The 26795-nt window shown below is 36.2% G+C and carries 17 protein-coding genes and 1 pseudogene; 8 read left to right on the top strand and 10 right to left on the bottom strand.

Annotation, left to right across the window (positions count from 1 at the left end; all coding sequences use genetic code 11):
• The first annotated feature begins 469 nt into the window (after positions 1-469).
• Genes VUJ46_RS01640 through VUJ46_RS01620 form a run of 5 tightly spaced genes read left to right on the top strand, consistent with a single transcriptional unit; the run spans position 470 to position 3573 of the window.
• Entirely contained in the window at positions 470-1012 is a 543-nt protein-coding gene (locus VUJ46_RS01640) for a hypothetical protein (RefSeq protein ID WP_326983276.1), read from the top strand.
• Positions 1009-1563, top strand: coding sequence for a hypothetical protein (locus VUJ46_RS01635; protein ID WP_326983275.1), 555 nt, complete (start codon positions 1009-1011; stop codon positions 1561-1563). The genes VUJ46_RS01640 and VUJ46_RS01635 overlap by 4 nt, the downstream gene beginning before the upstream one ends.
• A 32-nt stretch (positions 1564-1595) precedes the next feature.
• Positions 1596-2138 (top strand): hypothetical protein, encoded by a 543-nt coding sequence (locus VUJ46_RS01630; RefSeq protein ID WP_326983274.1) that lies wholly within the window; start codon positions 1596-1598, stop codon positions 2136-2138.
• Positions 2139-2159: 21 nt separating this feature from the next.
• Positions 2160-3020, top strand: a complete 861-nt coding sequence (locus tag VUJ46_RS01625) for a tetratricopeptide repeat protein (RefSeq protein ID WP_326983272.1) — start codon at positions 2160-2162, stop codon at positions 3018-3020.
• Entirely contained in the window at positions 3004-3573 is a 570-nt protein-coding gene (locus VUJ46_RS01620) for a hypothetical protein (protein ID WP_326983271.1), read from the top strand. Before VUJ46_RS01625 ends, VUJ46_RS01620 begins: the two co-directional genes overlap by 17 nt.
• Before the next feature lie 184 nt (positions 3574-3757).
• On the opposite strand, the gene VUJ46_RS01615 is transcribed toward VUJ46_RS01620, so the two are convergent.
• The gene (locus tag VUJ46_RS01615; protein WP_326983270.1) at positions 3758-4516 is read right to left on the bottom strand and encodes a hypothetical protein; all 759 of its coding nucleotides are present in this window, start codon (positions 4514-4516) and stop codon (positions 3758-3760) included.
• A gap of 444 nt (positions 4517-4960) precedes the next feature.
• Between VUJ46_RS01615 and VUJ46_RS01610 the strand changes: the two genes are divergently transcribed.
• Positions 4961-8011 carry a sensor histidine kinase gene (locus VUJ46_RS01610; RefSeq protein ID WP_326983269.1) on the top strand — a complete coding sequence of 1017 codons (3051 nt, stop codon included), beginning with the start codon at positions 4961-4963 and terminating at the stop codon, positions 8009-8011.
• Entirely contained in the window at positions 7986-8591 is a 606-nt protein-coding gene (locus tag VUJ46_RS01605; RefSeq protein WP_326983268.1) for a response regulator transcription factor, read from the top strand. The genes VUJ46_RS01610 and VUJ46_RS01605 overlap by 26 nt, the downstream gene beginning before the upstream one ends.
• A 71-nt stretch (positions 8592-8662) precedes the next feature.
• Here the strand turns inward: VUJ46_RS01605 and VUJ46_RS01600 are convergent, their stop codons facing one another.
• From VUJ46_RS01600 to VUJ46_RS01585, 4 genes are all read right to left on the bottom strand, one after another.
• Positions 8663-10129, bottom strand: a complete 1467-nt coding sequence (locus VUJ46_RS01600) for a TolC family protein (RefSeq protein ID WP_326983267.1) — start codon at positions 10127-10129, stop codon at positions 8663-8665.
• Positions 10122-13283 (bottom strand): efflux RND transporter permease subunit, encoded by a 3162-nt coding sequence (locus VUJ46_RS01595; RefSeq protein ID WP_326983266.1) that lies wholly within the window; start codon positions 13281-13283, stop codon positions 10122-10124. Before VUJ46_RS01595 ends, VUJ46_RS01600 begins: the two co-directional genes overlap by 8 nt.
• 17 nt (positions 13284-13300) lie before the next feature.
• The gene (locus tag VUJ46_RS01590; protein ID WP_326983265.1) at positions 13301-14386 is read right to left on the bottom strand and encodes an efflux RND transporter periplasmic adaptor subunit; all 1086 of its coding nucleotides are present in this window, start codon (positions 14384-14386) and stop codon (positions 13301-13303) included.
• A 98-nt stretch (positions 14387-14484) separates the two neighbouring features.
• Positions 14485-14940 (bottom strand): hypothetical protein, encoded by a 456-nt coding sequence (locus VUJ46_RS01585; RefSeq protein ID WP_326983264.1) that lies wholly within the window; start codon positions 14938-14940, stop codon positions 14485-14487.
• 377 nt (positions 14941-15317) lie between these two features.
• Between VUJ46_RS01585 and VUJ46_RS01580 the strand changes: the two are divergent.
• A pseudogene (locus tag VUJ46_RS01580) lies at positions 15318-16115 on the top strand (SDR family NAD(P)-dependent oxidoreductase).
• 96 nt (positions 16116-16211) lie between these two features.
• Here the strand turns inward: VUJ46_RS01580 and VUJ46_RS01575 are convergent.
• The 5 genes from VUJ46_RS01575 to VUJ46_RS01555 form a co-directional block, all read right to left on the bottom strand.
• A complete protein-coding gene (locus VUJ46_RS01575) occupies positions 16212-17531 on the bottom strand; it encodes an aspartate kinase (RefSeq protein WP_326983263.1) in 1320 nt (439 codons plus the stop codon).
• A gap of 352 nt (positions 17532-17883) precedes the next feature.
• Positions 17884-20145 (bottom strand): TonB-dependent siderophore receptor, encoded by a 2262-nt coding sequence (locus VUJ46_RS01570; RefSeq protein ID WP_326983262.1) that lies wholly within the window; start codon positions 20143-20145, stop codon positions 17884-17886.
• A 286-nt stretch (positions 20146-20431) separates the two neighbouring features.
• Entirely contained in the window at positions 20432-22183 is a 1752-nt protein-coding gene (locus VUJ46_RS01565; RefSeq protein WP_326983261.1) for a hypothetical protein, read from the bottom strand.
• 15 nt (positions 22184-22198) lie between these two features.
• Positions 22199-23557, bottom strand: coding sequence for a PKD domain-containing protein (locus tag VUJ46_RS01560; RefSeq protein ID WP_326983260.1), 1359 nt, complete (start codon positions 23555-23557; stop codon positions 22199-22201).
• A gap of 20 nt (positions 23558-23577) precedes the next feature.
• Positions 23578-26784, bottom strand: coding sequence for a hypothetical protein (locus tag VUJ46_RS01555; RefSeq protein ID WP_326983259.1), 3207 nt, complete (start codon positions 26782-26784; stop codon positions 23578-23580).
• Between the last annotated feature and the right edge of the window lie 11 nt (positions 26785-26795).

Raw genomic sequence — 26795 nt, 5'->3', positions numbered from 1 at the left:
CCGATAATGAATTTAAAAAGTAATATTATCAAAATGAATTTTTTTATTATAATGATGACGTTTTTTGCATCCATTTTCTTATTATATCGATTTTACAATTGAAAAAGATTTAAAAATTAATTTAAAATATAGCAGTGGGAAAAATGCTACTTCAGCAAAAATGCAGAAGGTAGAAAATTTCCAAATCAATTTAGAAAGTAAAAAAATAAAAAAGCTATAGTCTTTTAATGATCTAAGAAAAATTGCTGGAAAGTGGGAGCAGAATCTTGAGGGATAATAATTTTATTTTATACAAGTTCAGCCAGGAAACCTTTGATGCAAAAGCGAACAAGGATATGCCTTTAAAAACGTGGAGTGAAAATAATTTTGGATCCGTAGATTTCTGCCGCACGACTTATGAATTTATAGATAATTTAAAATAATACTCTGGGATATTGTTATTATTACTACCTATATTCAAATAAAAAATATGAGATTATATCAACACAAAATTATAATACATTTGGTTTGCTTAGTATTCATTGTACTTTCGTGTAAGGATAATAAGACTCCAAGTTCAAAAAACAAAAAGATTGAATCTGAAATTAACCACTCTTCAATTACAACAGTCACCTCCACTATTGACACACAGAATAAGAACAAGCAAGAGAAAAATAACATCGATAAAAAATGGCTCGGTACTTACACCGCGCGCTTTGCATATGGACAAATAGGAGGTATCAATGCCGGATGGGATCTGGAAATTAAAATCACTAATGATCAAACTATTGCATCTGGAAATGGATATCAAATCGGTTTCATAGATGAATTGAGAGCTATAGCAGAAGGAAATAGATTGATATTAAAACATAAAGAAAACAGACAAGGATATACGCTTGGTGAAAAAATGAATCCTGAGTTCATTTTAATAGAAGATCACGGAATTTATTATGTACAATCTGAATGGATTGATTCCGATATCATTACAAAACCAGAGGCAAAAGGATTTAAAATAAGCAAAGACCATTTATGATTCGGACAGTTTATACTTACAGAATAGTTTTGGGGATTTTATTGTCTGTCAGTATTTCATGCAGTAAAACTTCTTCAACAGATCCAATTCCAAAAGATTCTGAAAAAAAAGCGGTAGAAGAAAAGCATTTACTTATTCAGAAAAATTCAGCTAAAGTTGAGCTTCCCTTTAGTTTCTACCAATATTTTAAAGATGAATATTCTGAAACTAAATATCCATCATATGAATTAAATCAAAATTTAATCGACTTCTTAAAAAGCAAAAACTATGATGGGGAAACTTACAAAGGCTTTCTCATTCGTTCGGATAAAGAGTTTGAATATTTAGTGACGAGTATGTCTCGTGGTGATTCAGAATATTTCATCCTGATAACCTCCGGAAACAATAAAATAATTGATTATAAAGATATTGGAGCTATTGGAGATGAAAATCCGGTTACATTTAAAATATTTTCAGACTTTTCTATTGAAAAATATCACGGAAACACAGGGGATGCGAAAGCTTTTGAAAAATATAAGATTGATAAAAACGGTAAAATACTGAAGAACTAATTGTTAAATGATTTTTTTTAATAATTGAATCGATGAAAAAAATTAAATTTTTGTTTTTATTAATTCCTGCCCTTTTATTCTTACAGTGTAATCAATCAAAAGAGGTAAAGAAACCAGGTCATCATAACTCTATTTTAGATAAACCTAACGAGTCTCAGCAATCATTGGATAAATCAGTCAGTACAATATCTTATTCCGCAGACGGTACATGGCAAACGAATTGTACCGAAGGAATCGGAAGTATGACTATTAAAGGGAAGCAAGCCTCTTTAGTGGTCATGTCTAATCAGATTTATATTCAACTTGTGGAGACCAAAAGATATGATTCTGAGAAAGGTATTGCCTATAAACTCAAAAATATTCCTGAAGATTTAGGTAATTTTGGGATTAAGTTACCCTGGAAAGATTATTTAAATGATAAAACCATTGCTTATGTAAAAGTTATTGATGATAAAACATTACATTTTTACTGGTACGGCTTTTACAATGATAAAATAAAGGCAAGGGATTTTACAGAATCTAATTTCAACCAGGAAAGTCAAGAAAAAGACATTGTTCTAAAAAAGTGTTATTAATCAATAAATCAGATTCTTATCATGGAAAAACCATTCATTATACTTCTACTCTCATTTTTTATTCTTTCATGCAGTAAAGAATCAGCAAAGCAGATAAAAGAAAATAAGCCTTTTGTACCTCATGAAAAGTCGTATTCTGCTTCGGAGTGCACCGTCCAGCGGGAAGAAAAAAATATCATTTTGCTTTGTAACGGAAAAAAGACAATTTATGAAGGTTTGATTGTCGATGAAATGTCCATTTCAACGGATTTTATTAAAGGTGAGAACAACGAATTTTATTTGATGTATGAATTGAATGCTTCTGCTACTAAAATGAAAGAAAAGTATAATTTTATCTATTCCGACAGAGGTATTTTCCTTGTTTATAAAGAAGTTTTAAAATTCGGAAAAGGCGGTCTTATGGGTAACCGCATCTATTTTGAACCGATTGATATGAAAGGTAAAAGCTTTGAAAATATTCAGTCATTGGGAGATCAACTGGAGGAAATATTTTCACAAAATAATGCGGCTATTAATTATTTCGATACAAATAACAAAATATTTGCAAAAAATACTTTAAACGAAACGAATGAAGACATTTTCATCAATTATCCTGAAATTTCACAAAATAAGATTGCCATAACGGATGCTGAATCTGCAAACAATTTAGCATTTTTATTAGAACAGAAAGATGCCAATAAAGAATCTGAGCTTTTACTTCAACACATCATCGCCCAATATCCTGAACGGGTGGTTGCCTATTTAAATCTGGCCGATGTCGAATGGAAAATCAACAGTCAAGATGAAGCGAAAAAACATTATAATTTTTACCTTTCGCTGATGAAAAAGCAAAATAAAAGTGTAAATAAAATCCCTCAGAGAGTTTATGACAGGATCAAATAAATTATTCAAAGTCAATATACTTTTCTTCTCGGTTATTGTATTATTCTTTCAGTGTAATAAAACTCAGGAAGGAAAAGACAGCGTAGGAAAAAGTCAGATTCAAAACGTTCCAAACTTTGATGCGGTATTAAAATGCAGCGATTATGCTTACGATGAAAACTATTTTCTCACAGCCGATTACGGATGCATTTACAATCCAAAAGAAGGAAATACCTTTGGAAACCTTATTATTTACTTATTTCCAAAAAATAAACTGACGATTTCAGATGATCAAATCGATTCAGAAGTAGAGAAAGTAAACCTATTAAGCATTGAACAGGTCAAAAAAGACTTTGATATTTATATTTATTTAATTCCAAAAGATGATTTGAATTATAATCCTCAGGGAGATCCTGTTTATTATCAAAATGAAAAATATAAGGAACAATTATTTACGCTGAAGAATAATAAATGGCAATTAACAGACTCCATAACAATTAATAATGCTTCTGAACATCAGAAAGAACAGGAATGGAGAGAAAGCTTTCTACAAAAAACAGATAATCAACCTTAAATAAAAATAACGCAGCCCTCACCCAATAAAGAAACCTCTCACAGGGAGAGGTTTACGCTTGAAAGGAACAAAAAGATAATAAATTTTATATTTTAAAGACTTTCCATAAAGACTTAAAACACTTTATTTCACGTCTACAAACGCTTATGTATTTGTCTTTTTAAAAACCTACAACAACATTGATTTAAGGAGTTACCTTTACAAAACTTACTGATGTTCTACCGTTGGTATTATTATTAATTGTTGTATCTCGGGTTGAACTTCTTGCTCCAAGATAATATACAGTAGGAGCCGTTATAGTCGTCACCAGGGTACCTGTACCTGTTCCTCCATCCATTGTATTGGTAACGTTATATATTAAAATTTCCGTATTGGGAACTATACTTCCTGCAGATGCAGCAGTACTAAGAAAAGCCGTTGCAAACCCCTGCCCTGTTTGCCCTGCAGTATTATTTACCTGAGCTCTTGTTGAAAATGTAATAAGATAGGTTCCGGCTGAAGGTAGTGTAAATTCTATTAAATTATAATTAGCTGTTCCTGCTGGTATAAGAATATTGGCACCGCTTAATACCACTCTTCCAAATGCCGGACTAAATGAAGATCCTTGGACAGTTACTACATTTCCTGTATCATCAATTCCTAATGTAGCTCCGCTTGACACAGGGGATGAAGAGGAAAGGTTACTAAACTTAAGACCGGAAGAGTTAACCGTTCCCGAATTAAGCTCAAGTTTTGCAGTTGGGCTCACCGTACCTATTCCCGTATTACCTGTAGCAGTAACCACAAAATCATTACTTGCCTGATTAACAGATGGATTACCTAAAACAGGATTGTCTCTCCCCGCATCAATATGGAATTCCTGTCGCGGATTACCAGTATTTACACCTATCTGCGCAAAATACATTACCGGTACTAATGACAATAATAAATAAACTTTTTTCATAGTATACATTATTTTAACAAATGGTAAAAAACAAGTAATAAAGCTCTATCTAACATTATTTCTATGTGTATTTTAATATTTAAGCTAAAGATTTAATTGTAAGAAAAATACCTGTCAATAAGTTTTTAATTCGATAATTTTAAAATCTAATTCTATATTTCCTCTTTAAATAGTAAAAATACAGTTGTCATAATGATATTACTTTATTCCTTATTTTTTTACAAATATATTACAGCGAAACAATTTTATACTTTGATTTTTTCAAACATTTCTCTAGGTATATATAGAGATTTTTCTATAAAAATTAAAAATCACATAAAAACATTTCGAGTAAATTAAACTACTGTATAAGAATGTTCAAGGTGATTTTGTTAATTTTGCCATTAAATATCCTTTTTTAAACCAAATAAAATTGCCTCCTACCAGTAATTTCTAATTTATTATATGCACGAAAAAATTGCCACACTAAAAAAGATTTCATTTAGAATCGTATTTTTTCTGATGTTTATGAGCCAAGGTCTTCTATCTCAATCTACAGATTCTAAGTGGTATACTATGGATAATGGCCTGCCACAAAATAGTGTAAAAGATATTATAAAAGATAAATACGGCATCATGTGGCTTTCTACAGAAAACGGAATTGTAAAATATGATGGAAATAAATTTGAAGTTTATAATAATTTCCCACTTAAAAATTTAAACTTTGAATACTTTCGAGGAAATGCTCAAAATGATAGTCTTATTCTTTTCAATGCTAGTGATATTCATCCTATTTTAATAAAAAAAAGACAGGCGAAAATTTCTTACAGTAAAGCTATTCGTGCACCTTTTTATTTTAGCAATTCCGGATATGGCATTATCAATAAAAATTATTTTTTTAATGGTACCCCTTCTTATATTCAAAATTATGGAATTCATTTTAAGCATTCAAAATACTATTTCAGTTCAAATAAAATAACAGTTTCATTTCAGGATGATAAACAAAAAGAGGTTAAAATGCCCTCTGAATTTGATCATTTAAAAGCCATGTCCCATATGTTTGGCTATAACGAGCATCTTTTCGTTATTAATAAAAAAGAAAAAAAAATTATAGATTTATATAAAGGGAACGTTTCACAATCAAAAAATGGTTCATCTCTTATTTATGATAAAAATTCTAAATTATATTGGCAACAATCTACAAATCAAACATTTGTTATTCTTAATAATAAAATCTATCGCGTTTTTTATAAAAATAATGTTATTGAGACACAATTTGTTACTCAATACGACACTTTTGATACCGATCAGATTGTTTCTATTTTCTATGATGAACAGTACAAAAAATTATACCTCGGAAGCTCAACCAAAGGATTAAAAATACTTTCCGTAGACCGTTTTTATACCTCTTTAGACCATTCTAAATATGCAGATAATGTATATTACGCTTCTCTTCCATTTGGAAAAAACAGTGTCATAACCGAAGGAGGCAAAATCTATGATAAATTTGGGGTCGTAGGATATAAAAAATTTCACAAAAAACCTTACAAAAGATTTATAACATATCATAGTAATTTCAATATTGTTTACTCTAATTATTCAGCAATAATCAGACATTTAAAATCTACAAATTACCAAAAGCATGACTCTATTAGTATAAATAGAGTTTTAACCGTATCGAATATTATTGGTAATAAAATTGTTGCAGCACATTATCATGATCTTAAAACAAATTTTTTCTGCATTTATGACGAAAATGGCAAAAAAGAATTTGAAATGAAAATGAATATTGATGAATCACCAGCTACAATTGAAAAATTTGATCCTGGGTTTTATTTACTGGCTAACTCTAAAAATTTATTTTGGTTTTCTATTGCAAAAAAACAGATAACTTTAACTTTATCATTCAATATATGCTTAAAGCAGATTATGAAACTTGGGAAAGATCTGTATCTGCTCACCACCTTTAAAAACGGACTTTACATTTTAAAAAATAAAAAGCTGATAAAACTTCCGCTTGATGCTAAGAAAAATTTATCTACCGCTCATTTTGCACTCGAAGATCCTAATGGTAATTTTTGGATCTCTTCTAATAACGGACTTTTTAAAATCCGTAAAAAAAACATTCTGGAATTTGTAGAAAACAAACGCAAAGATCTTTTTTATTATAGCTATACAAAGGAAGACGGATTAATAAATAACGAATTCAACGGAACTTCTTTTCCCTGCGCCAATATGTTGGAAAGCGGAGAATTTGTATTTCCTTCGATGGAAGGGTTTGTATTTTTCAAACCTAATGATGTACCCTCTAATTATCCTTCCTCAAAAGATCTTTATCTGGAAAGAGCAAGATCTGAAAATAAAATTGTTGAATTTAAAAACAAACTGCTTTTACCGTCCGATTATAAAAATTCAGAAATTCTTGTAGATGTTCCTTATTACGGGAATTTGGAAAACATTAATCTTGAATATAAAATTGATGATAATGACTGGAAAAAAGTAAATGGTAAAGCCATAAACCTCGCCGGACTTTCTCACGGTTCGCATGATTTGGCAGTAAGAATGCTGATCTCAGACAATGGAAATTTTACTTCGAAAAAAATAACGATTGAAGTAGAACCGAAATTTCATCAAACAATCTGGTTTCGATTTTTGATCATTTCATGTCTTATTTTACTGATTTTATTCATTGTATACTCAAGAACCAAACGTTTAAAATCAAAAAATGAAATTCTTAAGAAAACAGTTATTAAAAAGGCTAAAGAACTGGATGAAAGCCTGAAAAATTTACACGAAAACCAAAAACAACTTTCTGACCGTTCAGAATACGAAAAGAAAATTATAGAAAATATTATTCATGATATTACCACTCCTGTAAGATTTATTGCACTCATTTCTCAACAGTTAAGCGATGCTACCGATCCTGAAACACAGAAAGAATATTTTGAAAGTCTGCATGCTTCTTCAGAACAGTTACATAAATATACACTGAACCTTAAAGATTATACTCAAATCTATAAAGAAGATAAACATTATGAGGATGAATATTATTCTTTAGCAGATTTTGTGAATGAAAAACGACTTCTTTTTCACGAGATCGCTTTACACAACAACACCATCATTATCAATAAAATAGACAGCAATATCACAATCAACATTAAGAAAAGCTTTATGAATATGATTCTTCATAATCTTATGGATAATGCGGTGAAAAATACTTTTGATGGTTATATTACGATTTTTGGATCTTCAAATTCAGATCAGGAAGTGACCATTGAAATAAAAGATACAGGAATTGGAATGAGTGATGCAGATAATACCTATTACAATAATTTATTCAATATTAATGGTAAACTTTCAGATCCAAAATACAAAAGCAGTCTGGGATTATATTTGGTTTCGCAAGTTTCAAAAAAAATTAATTTAAACATTAATTTTGAAAAAAATCAACCCAAAGGAACCATTGTAAAATTAGTTTTAAGAAATACAGATGAACAGGAAGATTATAATAGCTGATGATCATCCTGTTGTGCGAACAGGAACCAAATTTATTTTATTATCCAATGATAAAGAATTAATCATAGATCAGGCAGCCAATTACAAAAGTCTTATCAGTAAGCTCGGCAAAAATATGTATGATCTGGTTTTGCTCGATATTAATATGCCTGGAAGCACGCATAGATCTATGATTAATGATATTAAAGAGATACAGAATGATATTAAAATTTTAATGTATACGGCTTATGACGAAGATGTTGCCATGCAGTATATAAAAAACGGTGCCCACGGTTATCTCAATAAAAGTGCTTCTGAAAAAGACATTACAAATGCTGTTTCCTATATTTTTAAATACGGATATTTTTATCCTTCAGAAATCATCAGTAAGCTGTCAACCCACGAAAACCCCATTGGAAAACTTTCTAAAAGAGAAATTCAGATATTTGAATTAATGGCGGAAGGAGATGGCAACCTTGAAATTATGAATAAATTACAATTACAATCTTCAACCGTGAGCACTCACAAAAAAAGAATTTTTGAAAAACTAAATATTGATAATATTTCAGATTTGATAAACATCTACAAGAAATTCCACTAATTGCATGATGACAAAAAAAAGAAGCTTACCTTCCGATAAGCTTCTTTAAGAAAAATTGAGTGTTATGAAATTTATTTTTTAACCGGCTCCGGTGAAACCACAGGATTCTGATCCCAACCGCCACCAAGCGCGCGGTATACCGCAACACTTGCTTTTAACTGATTGACTTTCTTTTCAACCAGCTCAAACCGCGACTCCAGGGCATCACGCTGTGTCAGCAAAACTTCCATATAATCGGCGCGGGCATATTTAAACAAATCATTGGAAATATCGATGGATTTTGTCAAAGCATCCACTTCCTTTGTCTTAATATCCAGACTATTTTCTAAGTTTTTAATTTTAGATAACTGATTCGATACTTCAATATAAGCCCCCAAAACAGTTTGCTCGTAATGATAAACTGCCTGCACCTGTTTGGCATTGGCATTATAATACGCTGCTTTTATCGCCGCTCTGTTAATCAAAGGAGCCGTCAGTTCGCCTGCTAAGGAAAACAGGAACGATTCAGGTTTAATCAAATAAGCCGGATTAAAAGCCTGTAATCCAAAGCCTGCACCGATGTCCAAGGAAGGATAAAATCTTGCTTTTGCTGATTTAATATCCAGTTTTGAAGCAGCCAGCTCATACTCCGCCTGTTTGATATCCGGACGGTTTTCCAATAATTCTGAAGGAATTCCTGCCATTACGGTCTGCGGAACCACAGAATCAAAATCATGACTTCTTTCTACGGGTTGAGGAAATCTTCCCACTAAAAAGTTGATTTTATTCTCTGTTTCTACGATCTTCTGATGAATATCATACTGCATTCCCTGTGTTTTCAGCACCTGCGCCTGGAATCTCTTCACGGCGAGTTCATTGGAACGGGCAAATTTTTTCAGATCTTTAATAATATTCAGGGCATTTTCCTGAATTTTGATATTCTGATTTAAAATAATCAGTTCATTATCCAGGGCAAGCAACTCATAATAGGAGTCTGCAATCTCTGAGATCAGGTTCGTGATCATGAAGTTTTTTCCTTCCACACTCGCCAGGTATCTCTGGATCTGAGCGCGTTTCGCATTGTGAAGCTTACCCCAGATATCGGTTTCCCATTTCGCCTGAATGCCTGCACCAAAATCAAATAAAGGATCGGGCATTTCTTTTCCGGGCTCCATTTCGGTATTGGCTTCCATCGCTCCTATATTGGTATAACGACTCACTTTATCCACCCCTACTCCTGCTTTCAGACCTACGGAAGGTAAATACTCTCCTTTTTTGGCCTTAATTTCATTTTTAGAAATTTCAATTTCCTGGAGAACGATATTTAATTCCTGATTATTCTGTAAAGCCTGATTGATCAGGTTCTGAAGATTGGGATCGCTGAAATATTCATTCCATTTTTGTTTTCCGGTGTTGATGGTATCATTTTCTGCTGACGCATAAGTGTCAGGTACGGTTTTATTTTCAGCACGCTGCTGGATGTCTATAGGTTTGCAGGCAGCAAGACTTAATAAAAAGAATGCTGTCCCCGCATATTGATATATTTTATTCTTATTCATAATGGATCATGTCTTCGCTAAATGGTGATTCGTGTTCTTCTTTGATCATTTTTCTTCCGTCTGCCCATTTTGCAAATATGTAATAGAGCCCCGGAATGATCACCACCCCGAAAACGGTCCCGAATATCATCCCTCCCATTGCCGATGCGCCAATGGTGTGATTACCAATTGCTCCGGCTCCGTGGGCTAATACCAAAGGAATCATACCAGCTATAAATGCAAAAGAAGTCATTAAGATGGGTCTGAAACGAACTTTCGCGCCTTCAATCGCAGCATCTGCAATGGACATCCCTTCCAGACGTTTCTGCACGGCAAACTCTACAATCAACACGGCATTTTTACCCAGTAAACCAACGAGCATGATAAGCCCCACCTGCGCATAAATATCATTCTGCAATCCCATCGCCTTTAATAAAAAGAAGGACCCGAAAAGACCTACAGGCAAGGAAGTAATAACAGCCAAAGGCAATATCAGACTTTCATACTGAGCTGCTAAAACGAGATAAACGAATATTAAAACCACCAGAAATACATAAATGGCTTCATTACCACGGTTGGCTTCATCATAAGATAGCCCTTCCCAGGCCACTTTATATCCGTGAGGTAAGGTTTTGGCGGCAGTTTCATTGATCGCTTTTATCGCATCTGCAGTGGTATATCCCGCAGCCGGAAGCCCTCTGATAGCGGCAGAATTGTACATGTTGTAACGTGTGATTTCATTCGGTCCCTGCGTTTTCTTCATCGTCATAAATGCAGAATAAGGTACCATTTCATCTCGGTCATTTTTAACATAAAGATTCAAAATATCAGTAGGCAGCCTTCTGAATTCCGGTCCGGACTGAACATATACTTTAAAGAACTGTCCAAAACGGATAAACCCTTGTTCATAGGTACTACCAATCAGAATATTTAAATTATCCATGGCTTTACCAATGGAAACCCCTTTTTGCATCGCGGCATTATTATCAAAAACCAGTTCGTACTGCGGATAATTGGCTGCAAAGAAAGTAAATACACCGGTAAGTTCTTTACGTTTCTTCAGCTCGACCATGAAGTCTTTATTCACTTTATCGAATTCCTGATAATTGGTATCTCTGTTGATATCCAGTAATCTCATTGAAAAACCTCCTGAAGATCCAAATCCCGGAACTGCCGGCGGTTCAAAGAACTCGATGGTTGCGCCCAGATCTTTTGATTTCTCTTCCAGTTCTTCCATGACTTCTTTCACAGAATGGGCTCTGTCGTTCCAAGGTTTAAGGTTAATTAAACAAGTACCGGCATTAGAACCTCTACCTTCCGTCATGATCTCGTACCCTGCCAAAGAAGAAACAGATTCAACCCCATCCACTTTTTCCGCGATTCCCTGTAATTCTCTGGAAACTTTATTGGTCTGCTCTAATGTAGATCCGGGAGGCGTCTGAATGATCGCATAAATAGTCCCCTGATCTTCAGTCGGGATGAATCCGCCGGGTAAATTTTTATTAACAAAGAAAATTCCGGCACTGAAAACCGCCAGTACTGTCCATGTCAATGTTCTTCTGGTTACAATTCTTCTGAGTAATGCAGCATATCTTCCTGTTAATTTATCAAACAATCTGTTGAAAGCATCAATAAATTTGGTAAAAAGATTAGCCTTTTTATGATGACCATGATTATTTTTCAACAACATCGCACACAATACAGGAGTTAAAGTAAGGGCGATTAATGCTGAAATCACAATGGAGCTTGCCATGGTAATGGAAAACTGTCTGAAGAAAGTACCCACCGGACCGGACATAAAAGAGATCGGAAGGAATACCGATACCATCACCGCGGTGATCGCAATAATAGCCCCTGAGATCTCCCCCATTACCTCCTGAACGGCTTTGAACGGGCTCTGGTTTTTCTCCTCCATTTTAGCGTGAACCGCTTCTACCACCACAATCGCATCATCCACCACAATACCGATGGCCAGTACCAATGCGAACAATGTAACGAGGTTAATGGTTAACCCAAAAAGTTGCATCACGAAGAAAGCACCAATTAAGGAAACCGGAACCGCAATAATAGGAATTAACGTGGAGCGCCAGTCTCCTAAGAATATGAAAACCACGATAGCAACCAGTATAAAGGCATCTCTTAAAGTATCGATCACCTGTTCAATAGAAGCATCTAAGAATTTAGATACATCATAACTGATCTTATAATCTACTCCCGGGGGAAAATTCTTTTTCAGCTCCTCCATTTTAGATTTGATACCCTTGATGACGTCGCTGGCATTACTTCCGTAATTTTGCTTCAATACGATAGAAGCAGACGGATGCCCGTCCAGATTCGAATAGATATCAAAGAATTCGCTTCCTAATTCTACCTTACCAACATCCTTTAGTTTTACATTTTCTCCTTCAGAATTGGCTCTTACAATAATATTTTCATATTCTTCGGGTTTATTGTACTGTCCTTTATACGTCAGTACATATTCCAGCGTTTGTGCAGCAATCCCTGAACTCTGTCCGATTCTTCCCGGACGCCCGATAATACTCTGCTCTCCAATCGCCTTCATCACCTCATCTACGGAGATGTCGTAAGCTCTCATTCTTTCAGGATTCAGCCAGATACGCATCGCATATCTTCGGCTTCCTAAAATCTGTGATCTTGCGATCCCCGGAATACGGTTGATTTCCGGAATAACATTCACCGTAGAGTAATTATACAGAAATTTTTCATCCATATTTTTATCCTTACTGTAAAGGTTCACGTACATCAGCATACTCGGCTGTACAGGATTTACGATAACCCCTTCTTTCTGTACAAGCTCAGGTAATAATGGCATTACCTGATCGATTCTTGTTTTTACCAGAACGGTAGCAATATTAGGATCCGTTCCCGGATCGAAAACTACATTTACAGTCGCTTCTCCGGCACTGGTGGCATCTGTTGACATATACCTCATTCCCTGTACCCCATTCACTGCATTTTCAATGGTGATAAGGGAAGATTTTACCAATACATCGGCACTGGATCCCGGATAAGCAATACTTACAGCGACCGTTGTAGGTGCGATTTGCGGAAACTGCTCAGTGGGTAGCTGCTTAATGGCCAGGCCTCCCACAAACAGGATGATAACGGAAATTACAATTGCAAAAACCGGTCTGTGAATTATTTTCTTGAACATAATTGATGCAATTTTAATTATTCTGAGTACAAATCTAAATTGGACATCACCTGCTGAGGCTGAAGATAGGTGTTCTTGATCTTCTGATTATCCTGTACCTTACGAAGTCCTTCCAATACTATTCTGTCATCTTGCTTCAACCCTGAAGAAACAATGTAAATATGTGGTAATTCTCCAGCGACTTTTATTTCGCGAGCTCTTGCAATATTATTTTTGTCTACTACATAGACGTACTTCTTCTCTAAAACCTCAAAAGTTGCTTTCTGAGGAATCATCATCGCGTTGGCAAAGGGAGAGGTGATAACGATATTTCCGGTTTCTCCGAATCTTAAAAGCCCTTTAGGGTTGGGGAATGTAGCTCTGTAAGCAATATTTCCTGTTTCATTATCGAAATCCGACTCAATAGTTTCAACCACACCATCCTGAGAAAACTCCTTACCATTGGCCATTCTCAGGCGTACGTGCAAAGGATCATTTGTTGTTCTGTCACTCATCTGATTCAGATATTCAGCTTCAGGAACATTGAAATAAACCCACATCTTGCTGTTGTCGGAAAGTTCAGTAATCAATTCTCCATCATCTACCAGACTCCCTTTTCTCACATGCAGTCTTCCTACAATTCCGGTAAAAGGAGCTCTGATCTCTGTGAAGCCCAGATGAGTATTTGTTGAAGCCAGTTCGGCTTTGGCTTTTTCATATCTTGCCTTAGCCATGGCCATTTCCTGTGGTGCTACAATATCTTTATCAGATAAGCTTTTGGTATTCTGATATTCAATCTCCGCATACTTCACTTCTGCTTTCGCACGGTTTACGTCGGATTCGTACAAATTAGGCATGATTTTGAACAGCAGCTGCCCTTTTTGAACAAACTGTCCTTCATCAACATAAATAGACTGTATATATCCTTTTTCCTGTGCACGAAGCTCAATATGGTTGATGGAACGAATTTGTGCAACATAATCTTTATCGATTAAGGTATCTTTTACAAGGGGACTTGTTACTTTGAATGAAGCTTCTTCTGCTTTTTCTTTTTTCTCAGAGTTACAGCTTACACATAACAGAATAAGGCACAGGCTTATATACATGAGACTTTTCTTGACCATGATAATAATTTATAAAATTTTTTAAATTGAAAAATAGAGTTCTAAGCTTTCAAATAAAGATTGAAAGCTTTAATTTTTTCGAAAAAAATAGTATAAAATCACAGGCGGATGACCCTGTAATGAATATACAGGTCATCATACTGAAGTTTTAAGTGTTGAGAATAAGCTAATGAAACGGCAATTTGCCTGTTATGAAAGGAACGGACGAAGCCTGTCATCAGACTCCAAAAGTCTTCCTTTAAAAATAGGATAAAATCAGAGGTGTCTGAAGTTTCGGGATTTTCGTCATTCTCACTGTCGTTCTCAGGAACAGCACGGATTTTATTGTATGCAGGACGGCTGAGACCATACAGAGAGGGATCGTTTTTATCTTTTAGAAACGCTAAAGGGTGAACCGCATTTTCCGCCTCTCTAATGAGAACATCTGTGCTGAAATCGAGATCGGAAGGAATATCTGTTGAGATATACTGTTGCATCTGCCCGTAGTACAAACCCAGGACGGTAAGTAAAACAAATGATAAACTGTATAAATATTGATAAAACCTCTCTAGCATAATTGTATAGACAAAGGTAAATAAACTGGAGACTAAGAGCAAATAAGTACCCGTATTTATTTAGTTCATTTAAAAAAAATAAAATTAAAAAGCTGATTAACAAACACTTTTCATCTATATTAAAATTTCATAATATCAGTCCTTGCCAGGATATATCAATCTTATGGTAACGGTAGTCCGGCTAATCGTTAAATACGGAATAAAAAAATGAACTTCTCCTAAAAATAAGACCACAGAATATACGGGATCACGGATTGCGCTTTTCAGCAAAGTATTTTGAGCTTTTAAACAAAACGATGAACCGGGATCGATCTGTACTTTTGTCTAAGAAAATCTGAAGAAACAAAAATACAGATCAATTAAAAAATAGAATACATATGGATCTACAGTTAAAAGATAAGAGAGCCCTGATCACAGGATCCGGTTCGGGCTTAGGAGAAGCGATCGCCAAAATGCTTGCCGATGAAGGAGCCAAGGTAATCATACACGGCAGAAATCGGGAGCGGGCGGAAAAAGTAGCCCAGTCCATAGTCAGAAAGGGAGGAATGGCAGAAGTTGTCACTGGAGACCTTTCCACCGATGAAGGAGCAGATTCTGTTGCTGAAGTTTCGCTGAAAGGAGGCCCCATTGACATTCTGGTGAATAATGCGGGAGCGACTTCTCACCAATCATGAAACGAAGCCAGCGCAAAAGATTGGCTTGAGCTCTATAATACCAATGTCGTCTCTTACGTTCGGATGATTCAGAGGATTGCTCCCCAAATGAAGCCATTAGGCTGGGGACGTGTGGTACATATCGGGGGAGGATTAGGAATACAGCCTATTAAAGAGCAGCCCCATTACAATGCCACTCTTGCGGCAAGGCATAATTTATCTGTATCGCTGGCAAGATTATTAAAGGAAACCGGAATCACTTCCAATGTTGTTTCTCCGGGAGCCATTATTAATCCGATGGTTGAACAATGGCTGATGAATGCCGCGCCCAAATTCAATTGGGGAACCGACCCTGTGGAAATACAATATAAAGCAGTCCGAGAACTGATCCCTAATGATACAGGAAGGTTCGGAAATCCTGAGGAAATCGCAGGGGCAGTGGCCTATCTATGCAGCCGGCTTGCCGATTATATCAGTGGTTCCGTGCTCCGGGTAGATGGCGGCACTATTCGCTGCCTGTAATATGAACAGATAAAAGGCTGCCCTTGCTGGACAGCCTTCTCTTTTTCTACTTATTGTGAAACAGCATCATTTTTTGTCTGCTTACCCTTAAAGCTGTTAAAACAGTCGGTTATGCAGCGATCTTAGGGTCTCAACTTTAAAAGCTGATGGCACCAGCAAGGAAATATTATTTTCACTTCCACCGTAAGAGATCATCCTGATCGCAACATGCTTTACCGCTTCTGAAACAATGGTTGCATGACCATGGTTATTTTCTCTGAAATCCCCTACAATACAGATGATAGACTGGTCGCTGTCGATCTCAACTGCCGAAAATACCTCTAACTCTTTTATAATTTCAGAAAGATATTCGGTTTGGTCAATCGTCAGGGAAACTGCCACTTCCGAGGTTGTGATCATATCGATTGGTGTTTTGAAACGTTCGAAAACTTCAAAAACTTTTCTTAAAAATCCATAAGCCATCAACATTCTTGAAGATTGAATACGAATTGCTGTAATTCCGTCTTTTGCAGCAATGGCCACAATTTGATTTTGATTCGTTGTTTCGCCTGAGATCAAAGTTCCCGATGCACTTAAATTCATTGTATCCAGCAATCTCACAGGTACATTGTATTTTCTTGCCGGAAAAACGCTTTGCGGATGAAGAATTTTAGCTCCGAAATAGGAAAGTTCGGCCGCTTCATCGAAATTTAATTGGGCAATAGGTTTTGTGTTGGGAACATAACGTGGATCGTTGTTGTGGAAACCGTCAATATCCGTCCAGATCTGGATTTCTTCAGCCTGTAACGCTGCGCCAAGCAATGACGCAGTATAATCAGACCCTCCTCTTCTCAGGTTGTCAATTTCTCCCTGGGCATTTCTACAAATGTATCCTTGTGTGATAAAAAGTGTTTCCTCTGGATATTTTGCCATTTCAAGACCGGCCTGTTCTCTGATAAAATCAACATCCGGTTCGTGCTCTTCATCCACCAGCATAAAATCAAGTGCTGATAACAATGTGGAAGGAATTTCAATTTCTTTTAAATGTAAATGAAATAAGGTGGTAGAGATGATTTCGCCCTGAGCTAAAATAATACGTTCTGCATCTGAAGTAAAATTCTTATTTTTAAACTGATAAAAAAGATCAAAAATCTTATCAATAAAAAGTGAAGCTTCTGACACTCCTTCTTCCGTTTTAAATAACTGGCTGACAAAAACCTTGTATTTTTCATACAACGCATCAATATGTCGGTATGCTCCTTCAATGTCTTTGCCGGCATACAGTTCAGATAAGATTACCAGATCATTTGTTGTTCCGGAAACCGCTGACAAAACTACCAAATGTTTATCCGCCGTCTGAGATTTAATAATGGGCAACAGTTGTTCGATTCTCTCCGGACTTCCCACTGAAGTTCCTCCAAATTTCAATACTTTCATAAATTAGATTATAATATTAATTAAATTCCAAACAAAAAAAGGAGCCTGTCGTGATGACAAGCTCCTGATTTATTTCGATTCTAACCAAAGGAAAATGACTCACGACGTTCGACGTAAGTACTGTTTCTTTGCCTTTTTTAAGTTAGATACTATCATTTTCTTTTTTTGCTGGGCAAATATAGGTATTAAATTGTAATAATTTGAATTTTTAATCATTTTTTTAATGATTGTGGATTTACTGCCTGTTTAAAAATTGATCCAAATTGTTTTCCCATCCCTAAAGGGGTGCAATTTGAATCAATTCTACCCAATGTTTAATTTTTTTTCAAAGTTCACTAAGAACCATCAGCCATTAAAAGCTATATCCGACAGAAACCATATAGTTACGCGGTGCTCCCGGAAATAATCTCGAATAGCTGAAGCCGCCGACCCAATATATTTTATCAAAAACGTTGTTAACATTCAGAGCCATTCTGAAATGATCGAAGTTGTAATATATTCCTGCATTGGCAACGGTATACGCTGGCAATTCAAGAATGGTTTCGTTGGTGAATCTTTTACTTGCGTAGTTGGCTCCTGCCGCAATACCGATTCCTTTTAAAGCCGTATCGTTTTTAAAGTTATACTTTATCCAGACATTTCCCTGATTTTTAGGGGCATTCGGCATGATACTTCCGATTTCTGCCGGGTTATCACTTTCTGTAATTTTTGCAAGATTGTAAGAAAATGCAGCAGTCATACTCAGATTCGGAAGAATTCTCCCGTTAATATCCAGTTCTATTCCTTTTGCCTGTTGCTGACCGACCTGTCTTAGTAAATCAGGATTGGAAGGATCGAGCGCATTAATTAAAATATTATTTTGTTCGATATAATAAGCGGCTGTGGTCACAGAAAGCAACTTGCGGAAAAATTCAAACTTGGCTCCTACTTCCACCATTTTACTTTTCAAAGGATCAAATGGACCTCCAAAGGTTTCCGGACTACCAATTGTTCCTGCACTTTGTGGCTGATAACCCTGATTATAAGTTCCGTATAAACTGATTTGCTGGGTCGGTTCAAAAACAATTCCTATTCTTGGGGTAAATGCTTTCTGCTGAATATTCTTTTCATTATTTGTTGTAAAGCCCTGAACGTCGGTATAAAACTCCTGTCTCAATCCCAGTAATGCCTTCCACTTTCGCCATGAAATCTGCTGCTGAACATATACCCCGTGTAAAAAATATCGCGAAGGCGTTTCTGCACGGCTAACGTTGATATAGTTTGAAATTTCAGAAATCGAATAATCAGGATTTTCCAAATTAAAATACGGGACATTCGGAACCGGCATTCCGTTAGCAATCATATATTTTTCAGGATGAGCGGGATCATATTTCGAAAGTACCGATTTTCCGTCTGCCGATAAAAAACCTGAAGCATTATAGGTTGAATTTCCTTCAGGGAATGTTTCCTGAATGTGATCATATCCTACCAAAGTTTTATGGGTGAACTCACCCGTTTTATAGTCAAAAGTAAAATAAGCGGAGATATTATCGATATAGTTTTTACGAAGCCTTCTTATCGTCTGCATGCCCATTAAAGTGGGGATCTGATTTCCACTAACATCCACTGCAAAACTGTTTGAAGTACGGTGTTCCAAAAGATCTTCATCATACATTGATCTCAGATAAGAAGCATTAAAGGAGATATGGTCATTAAATTTATGCTGTAAGGATATGGTGGTAAAAATATTGGCTTCTTTCTGGTAATCGTTTCTCTTTCCGATAGCAAATGAAATGGGCACAGAATACAGATCGGTTCCCTGACTCGCTCCGAATATGGGCTGTCCGCGATCCAGCCTTCCATTGGTATGCTGATAAACGAAATCAAAATTAACACTTGTTTTATCATTCGGAATAAAGGAAAACGAAGGGGCGATCACCAATGCCTTCTGATCCTGAAGAATACGGAAAGATTCGGTATCCTGATAGGCCAGATTCAAACGGTAGAGCAGGCTCTTTTTTTCATTCATGGGTCCTGTAAAATCGCCGGTTATTCTAACCGTCTTAAAGCTTCCTGTGGAAAAATTAATGGAATTCCGGCTGTCTCTCAAGGGTTTTTTAGTCACAGTGTTGATTGTCCCTCCCGGATCCGTATTCGCAAATAAGGCAGAAGCCGGACCTTTAATCACTTCTATCCTTTCTACATAAGGCGTAAGATTCTGCGCCCAACCTCGTGTAGAAATTCTTTGTCCGTTCACTAATGTATTGGAAGCTCTGAAACCTCTCAGTACAAAATCATTATTATTATAGGAAGCCTGATTGACTCCACTGATGTTCTTCACAGCATCACTCGTTTTAAAAGCTGCCTGGTCATCAAGTGTTTCTTTGGTAACATAATTAATGGATTGAGGAATGTCCATTAAATCTGTATTTGTTTTGGTTCCGCTAAACGTACTGCTGTTTTTATATCCTTTTTCCCTTCTTCCAGTAATCTCCACCGTTTCTATGGTTTTTTGGCGTGTAGATGCTGTATCTTTTGCAATGGGTGGCGAAATATTCTGAGTAGTTTCTTGTGCTGAAACGTTTAACGAAAACAAAGTGCTTAGGGCACTTACTACAATAGCTGTCCTTTTCATACTAAATTTTATCGAATTTTACATGTTATGATCAGTTGGTGTAAAGCAACAATTCATATTCGGATACCAGGAGTGGTATCTCAAAAACGGCACAAAAGTAAAATTTATTTAGATTAAATAAAAATTAATTTTACAAATAAAACATTTTTATTAGTAAAATTTTTGTGTAAATATGAAGATGTATGAAAAATTTAGAACAAATTAATTTTATAAGAGTTCATATAAAAATTTGCAGAATCTTACTATCATCAGATTCCGCAAATCTTATCCAGCGCATTCTATTATTTTAAAAACTATAATTATACCCCACCGTACAGGTCATTTCATTTAGATTGGGGTTTTCAACCGCCTGATCTGTATTTCTGAACATCTGAATAAAAGCAAGATCAAAGCTATGTTTCTTCCACGGCATATAATTACCCCCCAATCTGAAGTTCATGACATTAATATTTGCCGTTGAACTTCCTGAATGATTATAGGATGCTCCAATACTTGTTTTTAGCTTATCTTCTTTAAGGAAAGACTTAGTAAAAGTCACCGCAGGTCCCCAAATACTTGACACCTGAGATGACGTATACATATGGGTAAAATTAACCGATGTAGCAATATTCATCTTCTTTTCCGGAAAGCCTAAACTGTAGTTGACATTTGCATTGTGAAACCTTGACAGCCCTCCTTTTCTTACAATACCATTTTCCCTGTTAACCATTTCATTTAATGAATAGTTGATATTAATATTCTGAACTTTTTCTTTAGAACTGGAAATGCTGTAATTCACATTAATATTGGTGTTCTGTGAAATCTGTTTATAGTCAATTGAATCCTTCGGCTGCTGGATCATTAAAGGATTATTGTTGATCGTATTAAACTGATTAAGCTGCTTATTGGTAAACATGGTAAAATTGGAATAGCTCGCGGTAACCATCAGCTTATCCGAAGCTTTTAAACTTGCATTCACAGCCCCCACCCAACGGCTTGTCTGCTTAAACTTCTGATTATCCAGATTATCTCTTTGTCTTCCCACATTGGCAGAAACCGCTAATCTGTCTTTTAACAGGGTAAAAGAAGAATTAAGAGTAATATTTTCTAAATCATTATTAAAAAAATAAGCTCCTAATGTTCTGTATCCCGGATCTATTCTTTCATATCTTACGCCTATCATTCCTTTTTTCAATTTTAAATTGACACCGCCGTTATACGCTGAATAGCTTTCCATTGTAGAGTTTGGCGAAAGGAATTTTGCGGCAACCCCTTTTTTTTGTCCTCCATTTTGTGTTGCTCTTAAATCATGGACTAAAGCTGTATTAGCATATTCACCAAATACTTCGAGATTTTTATCGATCATAAAGCTTCCCTGCATAGACAATACCAGATTTTCCTGGGGCAATACCCCTTTGGCATCCGGAGCTGCAGACAGTGAGCCCAGATCATCTTTAGCGTAAAAACCAATGACCCCCAATTTATATTTTTCTTTTTCCCATTTTAGATGAGCTCCATACCCCATTCTTCTGTAAGCGGGGATGGTATTGGGATTTCCGTCATCTTCCACGGCTTTGTTCAGCCTTCCGGTCATTACCGCTATCTTTAAAGGCATATTTGGCGTCAATTCAACACCGGCACCAGTAAACAGCAGCCCATTAAAGGTATAAGGCGAGAAGGTCATATTGGCATCTCCTATATACGCTTTTATCCATTTATATTTTGGAGCAATGCTGATTCTGTTAAATTTAAACGGCACCTGATATCCCAGCTGACTTCCCTGATTCGTAAAGCTATACGAAATAGGCATCGACCACCGGTAAAGTCCTACATTAAGATTCCCATTCAAAAAATAGGTAAACGGAGCTCTTCCGCTGTATACATTCGAGCTGTAGAAAACCGAATTGGCAGACACTCCTCCGCTTATCTTAAATGGATTTTTCTTCAACTCATCCATCGTTCTTTTCCCAATGTTCTCTAAATCAACTTCCTGGGCATGCCCTATTGCAAATGCTGACATAAAAAATAAGAAAGCACTATTTCTTACATAGTTTTTCATTATATCATCTGTTTTTTAGGGTTGTTTTTGAACTTTAATATCGGTAAGAATATAGGAATCTGACCCATTGGCAATGAATGCTTTGATTCTGACAGCTCCTTTTCTGCCGTCAGAAGTCTGAAACAAAATAACACGGGGCACCACAGCATTGCTGAATGGTGATTTTCCGGCATTGGTTTCCGTAATATTGATCGCTGAAAAATCATTTCCGGAGCTTAATGCGTCAAAACCTGAAGAAGAAAGCTGTGTTCCCACCATTTCCTGGGAGTTGATTATTTTAGAATGGACAGCATTGGGGATTGCTAAAAAACCACTGTTCTGAACTTCATCCGGAGATAGAAACTGATTATAAATAAAAGAAGAATTCAGACCAAAGAAAGCAAAATCTATTGCTGAGCCATTGGCTGAGTTGACTTCATTTTGTTTAATGACCGTTCCCAATTGTGATGAGAAGAAACATCCTATTGTAGAACTCGCGCTGTTGATTCCCAGTTTCACATCAGAAAAAGATAGTAAGTTGGCATCCGGTAAAACGGTGACCTGCTTTTGCAGTGTTTTAGTTTCCTTATCGTTGGCTGCTTTTAAAACAATCGTGTAAGTCCCGGCTGCAGGTAAATTTATATCCGGACTGGCAGTTGTTGACACAGCCGGATTGGCTCCTACTATCGTCCATTCATAAGAGAAAGCATTGGTTGAAAGATTATTCAGATGCAGTAACACAGGTGCCTGATAATCGTTATCAATAGGATCTACACTCCAGTTAAAATCGATGGTCATCGCAGGTTTTACGGTTATCGTTTTTTGTGTGGAATAGGTTTCCAATCCATTTGAAATAGTCAGTTTAATAACATGATCACCCGGTGTGGTAAAAATAACATCAGGATTCTGAGCCGTTGACGTGGAAGGATTTCCTCCTTCAAACTCCCACAAATACTGAGTTGCACCCAGCGATTTATCGATCATTTTCAACGTAACAGGGGAAATATCGCTTCCCTGCATCTGCCATTCAAAATCCACCAACATGGCGGCATCAGCTTTTACCTCAACTATTTTTGAATCTGTATTTCCGTCTTTATTGGATGCTTTTAATTTGATTTTATAAGCTCCGGGATGAGCATAGGTCACCGGCAGCGGGTTTTTCTCTGTAGAACTCTCTAAGGTAGCCCCTTCAAAAGACCATTCATAGGTTTCTGCTCCGGTAGACTTATTGGTAATTTCCACTTTTACAGGAACTGAATAATCATTGTCTACAACTTTAATGCTGAAGTCCGCCTTTACAGGAATACTTTCTTCAACCGCACAGGCATTAAAAGTAAACACCAACAGCGCTATCAGAATACGATAATTCAATTTTAAAATCTTCAGTAATTTCATTTTTCCGTTTGTGTTTATGGTTATTTTACAAGCATTTTTTTCACCAGCGACTCGCTTCCCGTCTCCAAAATAATCAGATAGGATCCAGCCGGGAGAGAAGTATTGTATGGAATGGTAAAATACGTGGATGGTGTCATTTTTACAGGTGGATAGGCTTCATGCGAAATCATATCGATAATTCTTACATTGATAATTGATGCCTTATCAAGACCTACCAATACCTGGAAGACTCCGTTATTGGGGTTCGGCAGGATGGTAAACTCTCTGATATTGGAGGCTTTGGCAGGATTCAGCACCACGCCTGATGTATTTTCTTCAACGATTACTTTTTTATAGAATGTTTTTTCACAAGCCCCTTGAGTTCCTTTCAATCCGATTTCATAAGCTCCCAATTGAGAAAATTTTAACTCCAAAAATTCATTAGTTTTATTCAATACCTGAATGTCCGGAGTATCAGGAATAATCCACTCCACTGTTTCCGGCGCTTTAGGAGAAGTATTCACCAATACCACTGTTGCCTCTCTGTAAGCATGGGTTGTTAACATAAACTGCGGATTTAAAACTTCAGAAGAATTTTTTATAACAACAGAATCTGTTGCCGTACATCCTTTTGAATCGGTAATTAATACAGTATAGGTTCCCGCTGCTGAAATGGTAACAGACGGGCTTGTAGAAATAATATTTCCTGTGCTATCTTTCCATTGATAGGTTGCTCCGGGATCACTGATGGTGACATCATAAACTTGGGTATCACCAAGACACAGCGTTCTATCCGGACCTAAGTCTACGGTGAGCTCTGCGGGATCTGTCAGGGTATAATTTCTGAAAATACTGCATCCGTTAGCATCTGTTACCGTAACAGTATACATTCCCGCAGGAATGTTTGTATTATTCTCCCCTGTAACTCCGTTTGACCAATGGATGATATAAGGAGCTTTACCTCCTGAAATATTGACTTTTATCTCACCATTACCGGCGCCAAAACAAATTGGATTCTGAACGGATATATCATCAATAATAAGTTGATCCGGACCTTGAATAGATATACTTCCGCTTACTTTGCAATTTTTAGTATCATTAACCAATACAAAATAATTTCCCGCTGATAAACCTGTAACCGTAGGTGTGGTATCATTGGTGTTCCACTGATAAGTATACCCTCCTGTTCCTCCGGAAGCCGCCACAGAAACCTGACCGCTGCTTTGACTATAACACGCAATGGTATTCGCAAAAAGTGTGATGGCTAGTTCGGCAGGGAATACGAAAACGTATTGAGTCTCTGCGGTATTATTATTAGCATCTTTGATTAGGACTTTATAAGTTCCTGTCGTAAGGTCTCCCAATGTAGACTGTATAGCTCCGGGTAAATTTTGGAATAACCCTCCGTTTAATTTCTGCCATTGATAAGAATAGGCTCCGACACCGCCTGTAGCAGTAGCTTTTAGCATTCCGTCTTCCGCTTCATCCGGAACGCCATTATTATTCAAATCAGGTTTAAACTGATAATTGTTAGCGATATTACAGGAAATTTGCTTTTCAACCTGAATATTCACGGCAAGCGGATCAGGCTGGCTTACAATAAATTCTTTTGAAATAATTCCGCAATTACCTAACTGGCTCGATGCATTTGCATAATTTTTATCTTTTACGGTCAGATAGTAATTTCCAGCGGGAAGTCCATCTACCTTTATTGTAAAAGGATTATTAATAGCATCCGTTGTAATTCCAGTATTGATTACAGTGCCGGCAGAGCTGTCTTTTCTCCATTCAAAATTATAAGAACCGTCTGTATTAGGTGTTCCTCCGATTACTCTTACAGAAATATAGCCATTACTCAACCCATAGCCTGTAGGTTGCGAAACTTCAACCTCAGCGGTGGGAATTGCTATCGCCTGAGAGGGTTGAGTAATAATTACTGTAATTTCTTTTTCATTTCCATTGTCTTTAGCGATACAAAGATTGGAATCTCTTACTTTTATTTTATATGTACCCGCTCCTAAATTTTGAAGCTGCGCATTATTTCCATTATTAAAATTTGTCCAATCCAGAAATAATTGCCCGTTTTTAGTACTATAATATTGATATTGGTTCTGCCCTCCTCCGGCTGTTAAAGAAATTACACCATCGCTTCCTTCAAAACAATATACATTTGTTTGGGAAACCAGAGAAAATGAGACAGGAGTGGGTTTGGTTATTTCAAAATCAATGGTTTGATTCGTACCATCAGTATAGGTTGCATTTCCGTTATAGGTTCCTAATAAATCTAATTTATAGGTTCCCGGTGGAAGGTTTTGTAAAGTGTAAGATGTACCAGCCTGCAATTCGGCAGTAATATCCTGATTGAGGACGGCCGCACCCGTAACTGTATTTACAAGAGATAATTTTAAAGTTTCCCCGGAAATCAATGTTCTGTCAAAATTAAGTGTTGCAGTACCATCTGTAGTATCAAAACATTTTGTAGGCGTTATTGAACTTGAAGAAATATGCGGTGAGGATTTCAATATCGTATAAAAAACAATATTAGAAACAGCATTAGTATCGCAGGTAGCGTATTGCTGTCTGAAGTATATATTTTCACCAATATGGTTTTGTACATTGATATCTGTGGCATTGATAGTAAGAGAAGATTGACCATTAAATTGTGGAAGATCAATCCAGTTTACACTATCAAATGAATACTGCCAATTATATTCCTGAGGTCTGAAACCTGTATGTGAATTAATCGTAATTTTATCTACATCTGGTAAGAAAGTATTAGTATCGTTCTGAATAGTGAGCTTTGGATAAATTTTTATGGAAATATCATGATTCCACCAGTTAACAGCATCATTATTAACGTACGAGTTTGAACAGTAAGTAATAGATTTTTCTCTGACAGAATTTGTAAAACTTCCATTTCCACCACATCCACCAATCAATCTTCTCCACTGTCTGGATGCCGTAGATCTCATTTTTACAGGTGATGCATTGGCATCAACATGATCATAACGAACTCCATAATCACTATATGAATTACTTGGTATATTATTCAAATCTTCATCTAATATTCTTTTTGTTGTATTATTAAAAACAACATCAATTGCCACCATATTCTGACAGCCATCCCCGTAACTCCCATTATTAGGTTTAATTTTGACGTGAGACTCAATAACATATTTACCCAAAACACCTTGTCCCCAAAGAAATATATTGGTAATGATGAATAGCAGTGATAAAATTTTTTTCATAGTAATTTGTG

The organism is Chryseobacterium sp. MYb264 (assembly GCF_035974275.1).
Lineage (GTDB): Bacteria > Bacteroidota > Bacteroidia > Flavobacteriales > Weeksellaceae > Chryseobacterium.
Note: the sequence above shows the minus strand (reverse complement) of the source record. Positions and strands in the feature narration are given on the sequence as shown.

What these genes read in the sequence shown, in the direction of transcription:
- VUJ46_RS01640 (WP_326983276.1), top strand. Translation starts at nt 470, where the DNA reads ATGAGATTATATCAACACAAAATTATAATACATTTGGTTTGCTTAGTA.
- VUJ46_RS01635 (WP_326983275.1), top strand. Translation starts at nt 1,009, where the DNA reads ATGATTCGGACAGTTTATACTTACAGAATAGTTTTGGGGATTTTATTG.
- VUJ46_RS01630 (WP_326983274.1), top strand. Translation starts at nt 1,596, where the DNA reads ATGAAAAAAATTAAATTTTTGTTTTTATTAATTCCTGCCCTTTTATTC.
- VUJ46_RS01625 (WP_326983272.1), top strand. Translation starts at nt 2,160, where the DNA reads ATGGAAAAACCATTCATTATACTTCTACTCTCATTTTTTATTCTTTCA.
- VUJ46_RS01620 (WP_326983271.1), top strand. Translation starts at nt 3,004, where the DNA reads ATGACAGGATCAAATAAATTATTCAAAGTCAATATACTTTTCTTCTCG.
- VUJ46_RS01615 (WP_326983270.1), bottom strand. Translation starts at nt 4,516, where the DNA reads ATGAAAAAAGTTTATTTATTATTGTCATTAGTACCGGTAATGTATTTT.
- VUJ46_RS01610 (WP_326983269.1), top strand. Translation starts at nt 4,961, where the DNA reads ATGCACGAAAAAATTGCCACACTAAAAAAGATTTCATTTAGAATCGTA.
- VUJ46_RS01605 (WP_326983268.1), top strand. Translation starts at nt 7,986, where the DNA reads ATGAACAGGAAGATTATAATAGCTGATGATCATCCTGTTGTGCGAACA.
- VUJ46_RS01600 (WP_326983267.1), bottom strand. Translation starts at nt 10,129, where the DNA reads ATGAATAAGAATAAAATATATCAATATGCGGGGACAGCATTCTTTTTA.
- VUJ46_RS01595 (WP_326983266.1), bottom strand. Translation starts at nt 13,283, where the DNA reads ATGTTCAAGAAAATAATTCACAGACCGGTTTTTGCAATTGTAATTTCC.
- VUJ46_RS01590 (WP_326983265.1), bottom strand. Translation starts at nt 14,386, where the DNA reads ATGGTCAAGAAAAGTCTCATGTATATAAGCCTGTGCCTTATTCTGTTA.
- VUJ46_RS01585 (WP_326983264.1), bottom strand. Translation starts at nt 14,940, where the DNA reads ATGCTAGAGAGGTTTTATCAATATTTATACAGTTTATCATTTGTTTTA.
- VUJ46_RS01575 (WP_326983263.1), bottom strand. Translation starts at nt 17,531, where the DNA reads ATGAAAGTATTGAAATTTGGAGGAACTTCAGTGGGAAGTCCGGAGAGA.
- VUJ46_RS01570 (WP_326983262.1), bottom strand. Translation starts at nt 20,145, where the DNA reads ATGAAAAGGACAGCTATTGTAGTAAGTGCCCTAAGCACTTTGTTTTCG.
- VUJ46_RS01565 (WP_326983261.1), bottom strand. Translation starts at nt 22,183, where the DNA reads ATGAAAAACTATGTAAGAAATAGTGCTTTCTTATTTTTTATGTCAGCA.
- VUJ46_RS01560 (WP_326983260.1), bottom strand. Translation starts at nt 23,557, where the DNA reads ATGAAATTACTGAAGATTTTAAAATTGAATTATCGTATTCTGATAGCG.
- VUJ46_RS01555 (WP_326983259.1), bottom strand. Translation starts at nt 26,784, where the DNA reads ATGAAAAAAATTTTATCACTGCTATTCATCATTACCAATATATTTCTT.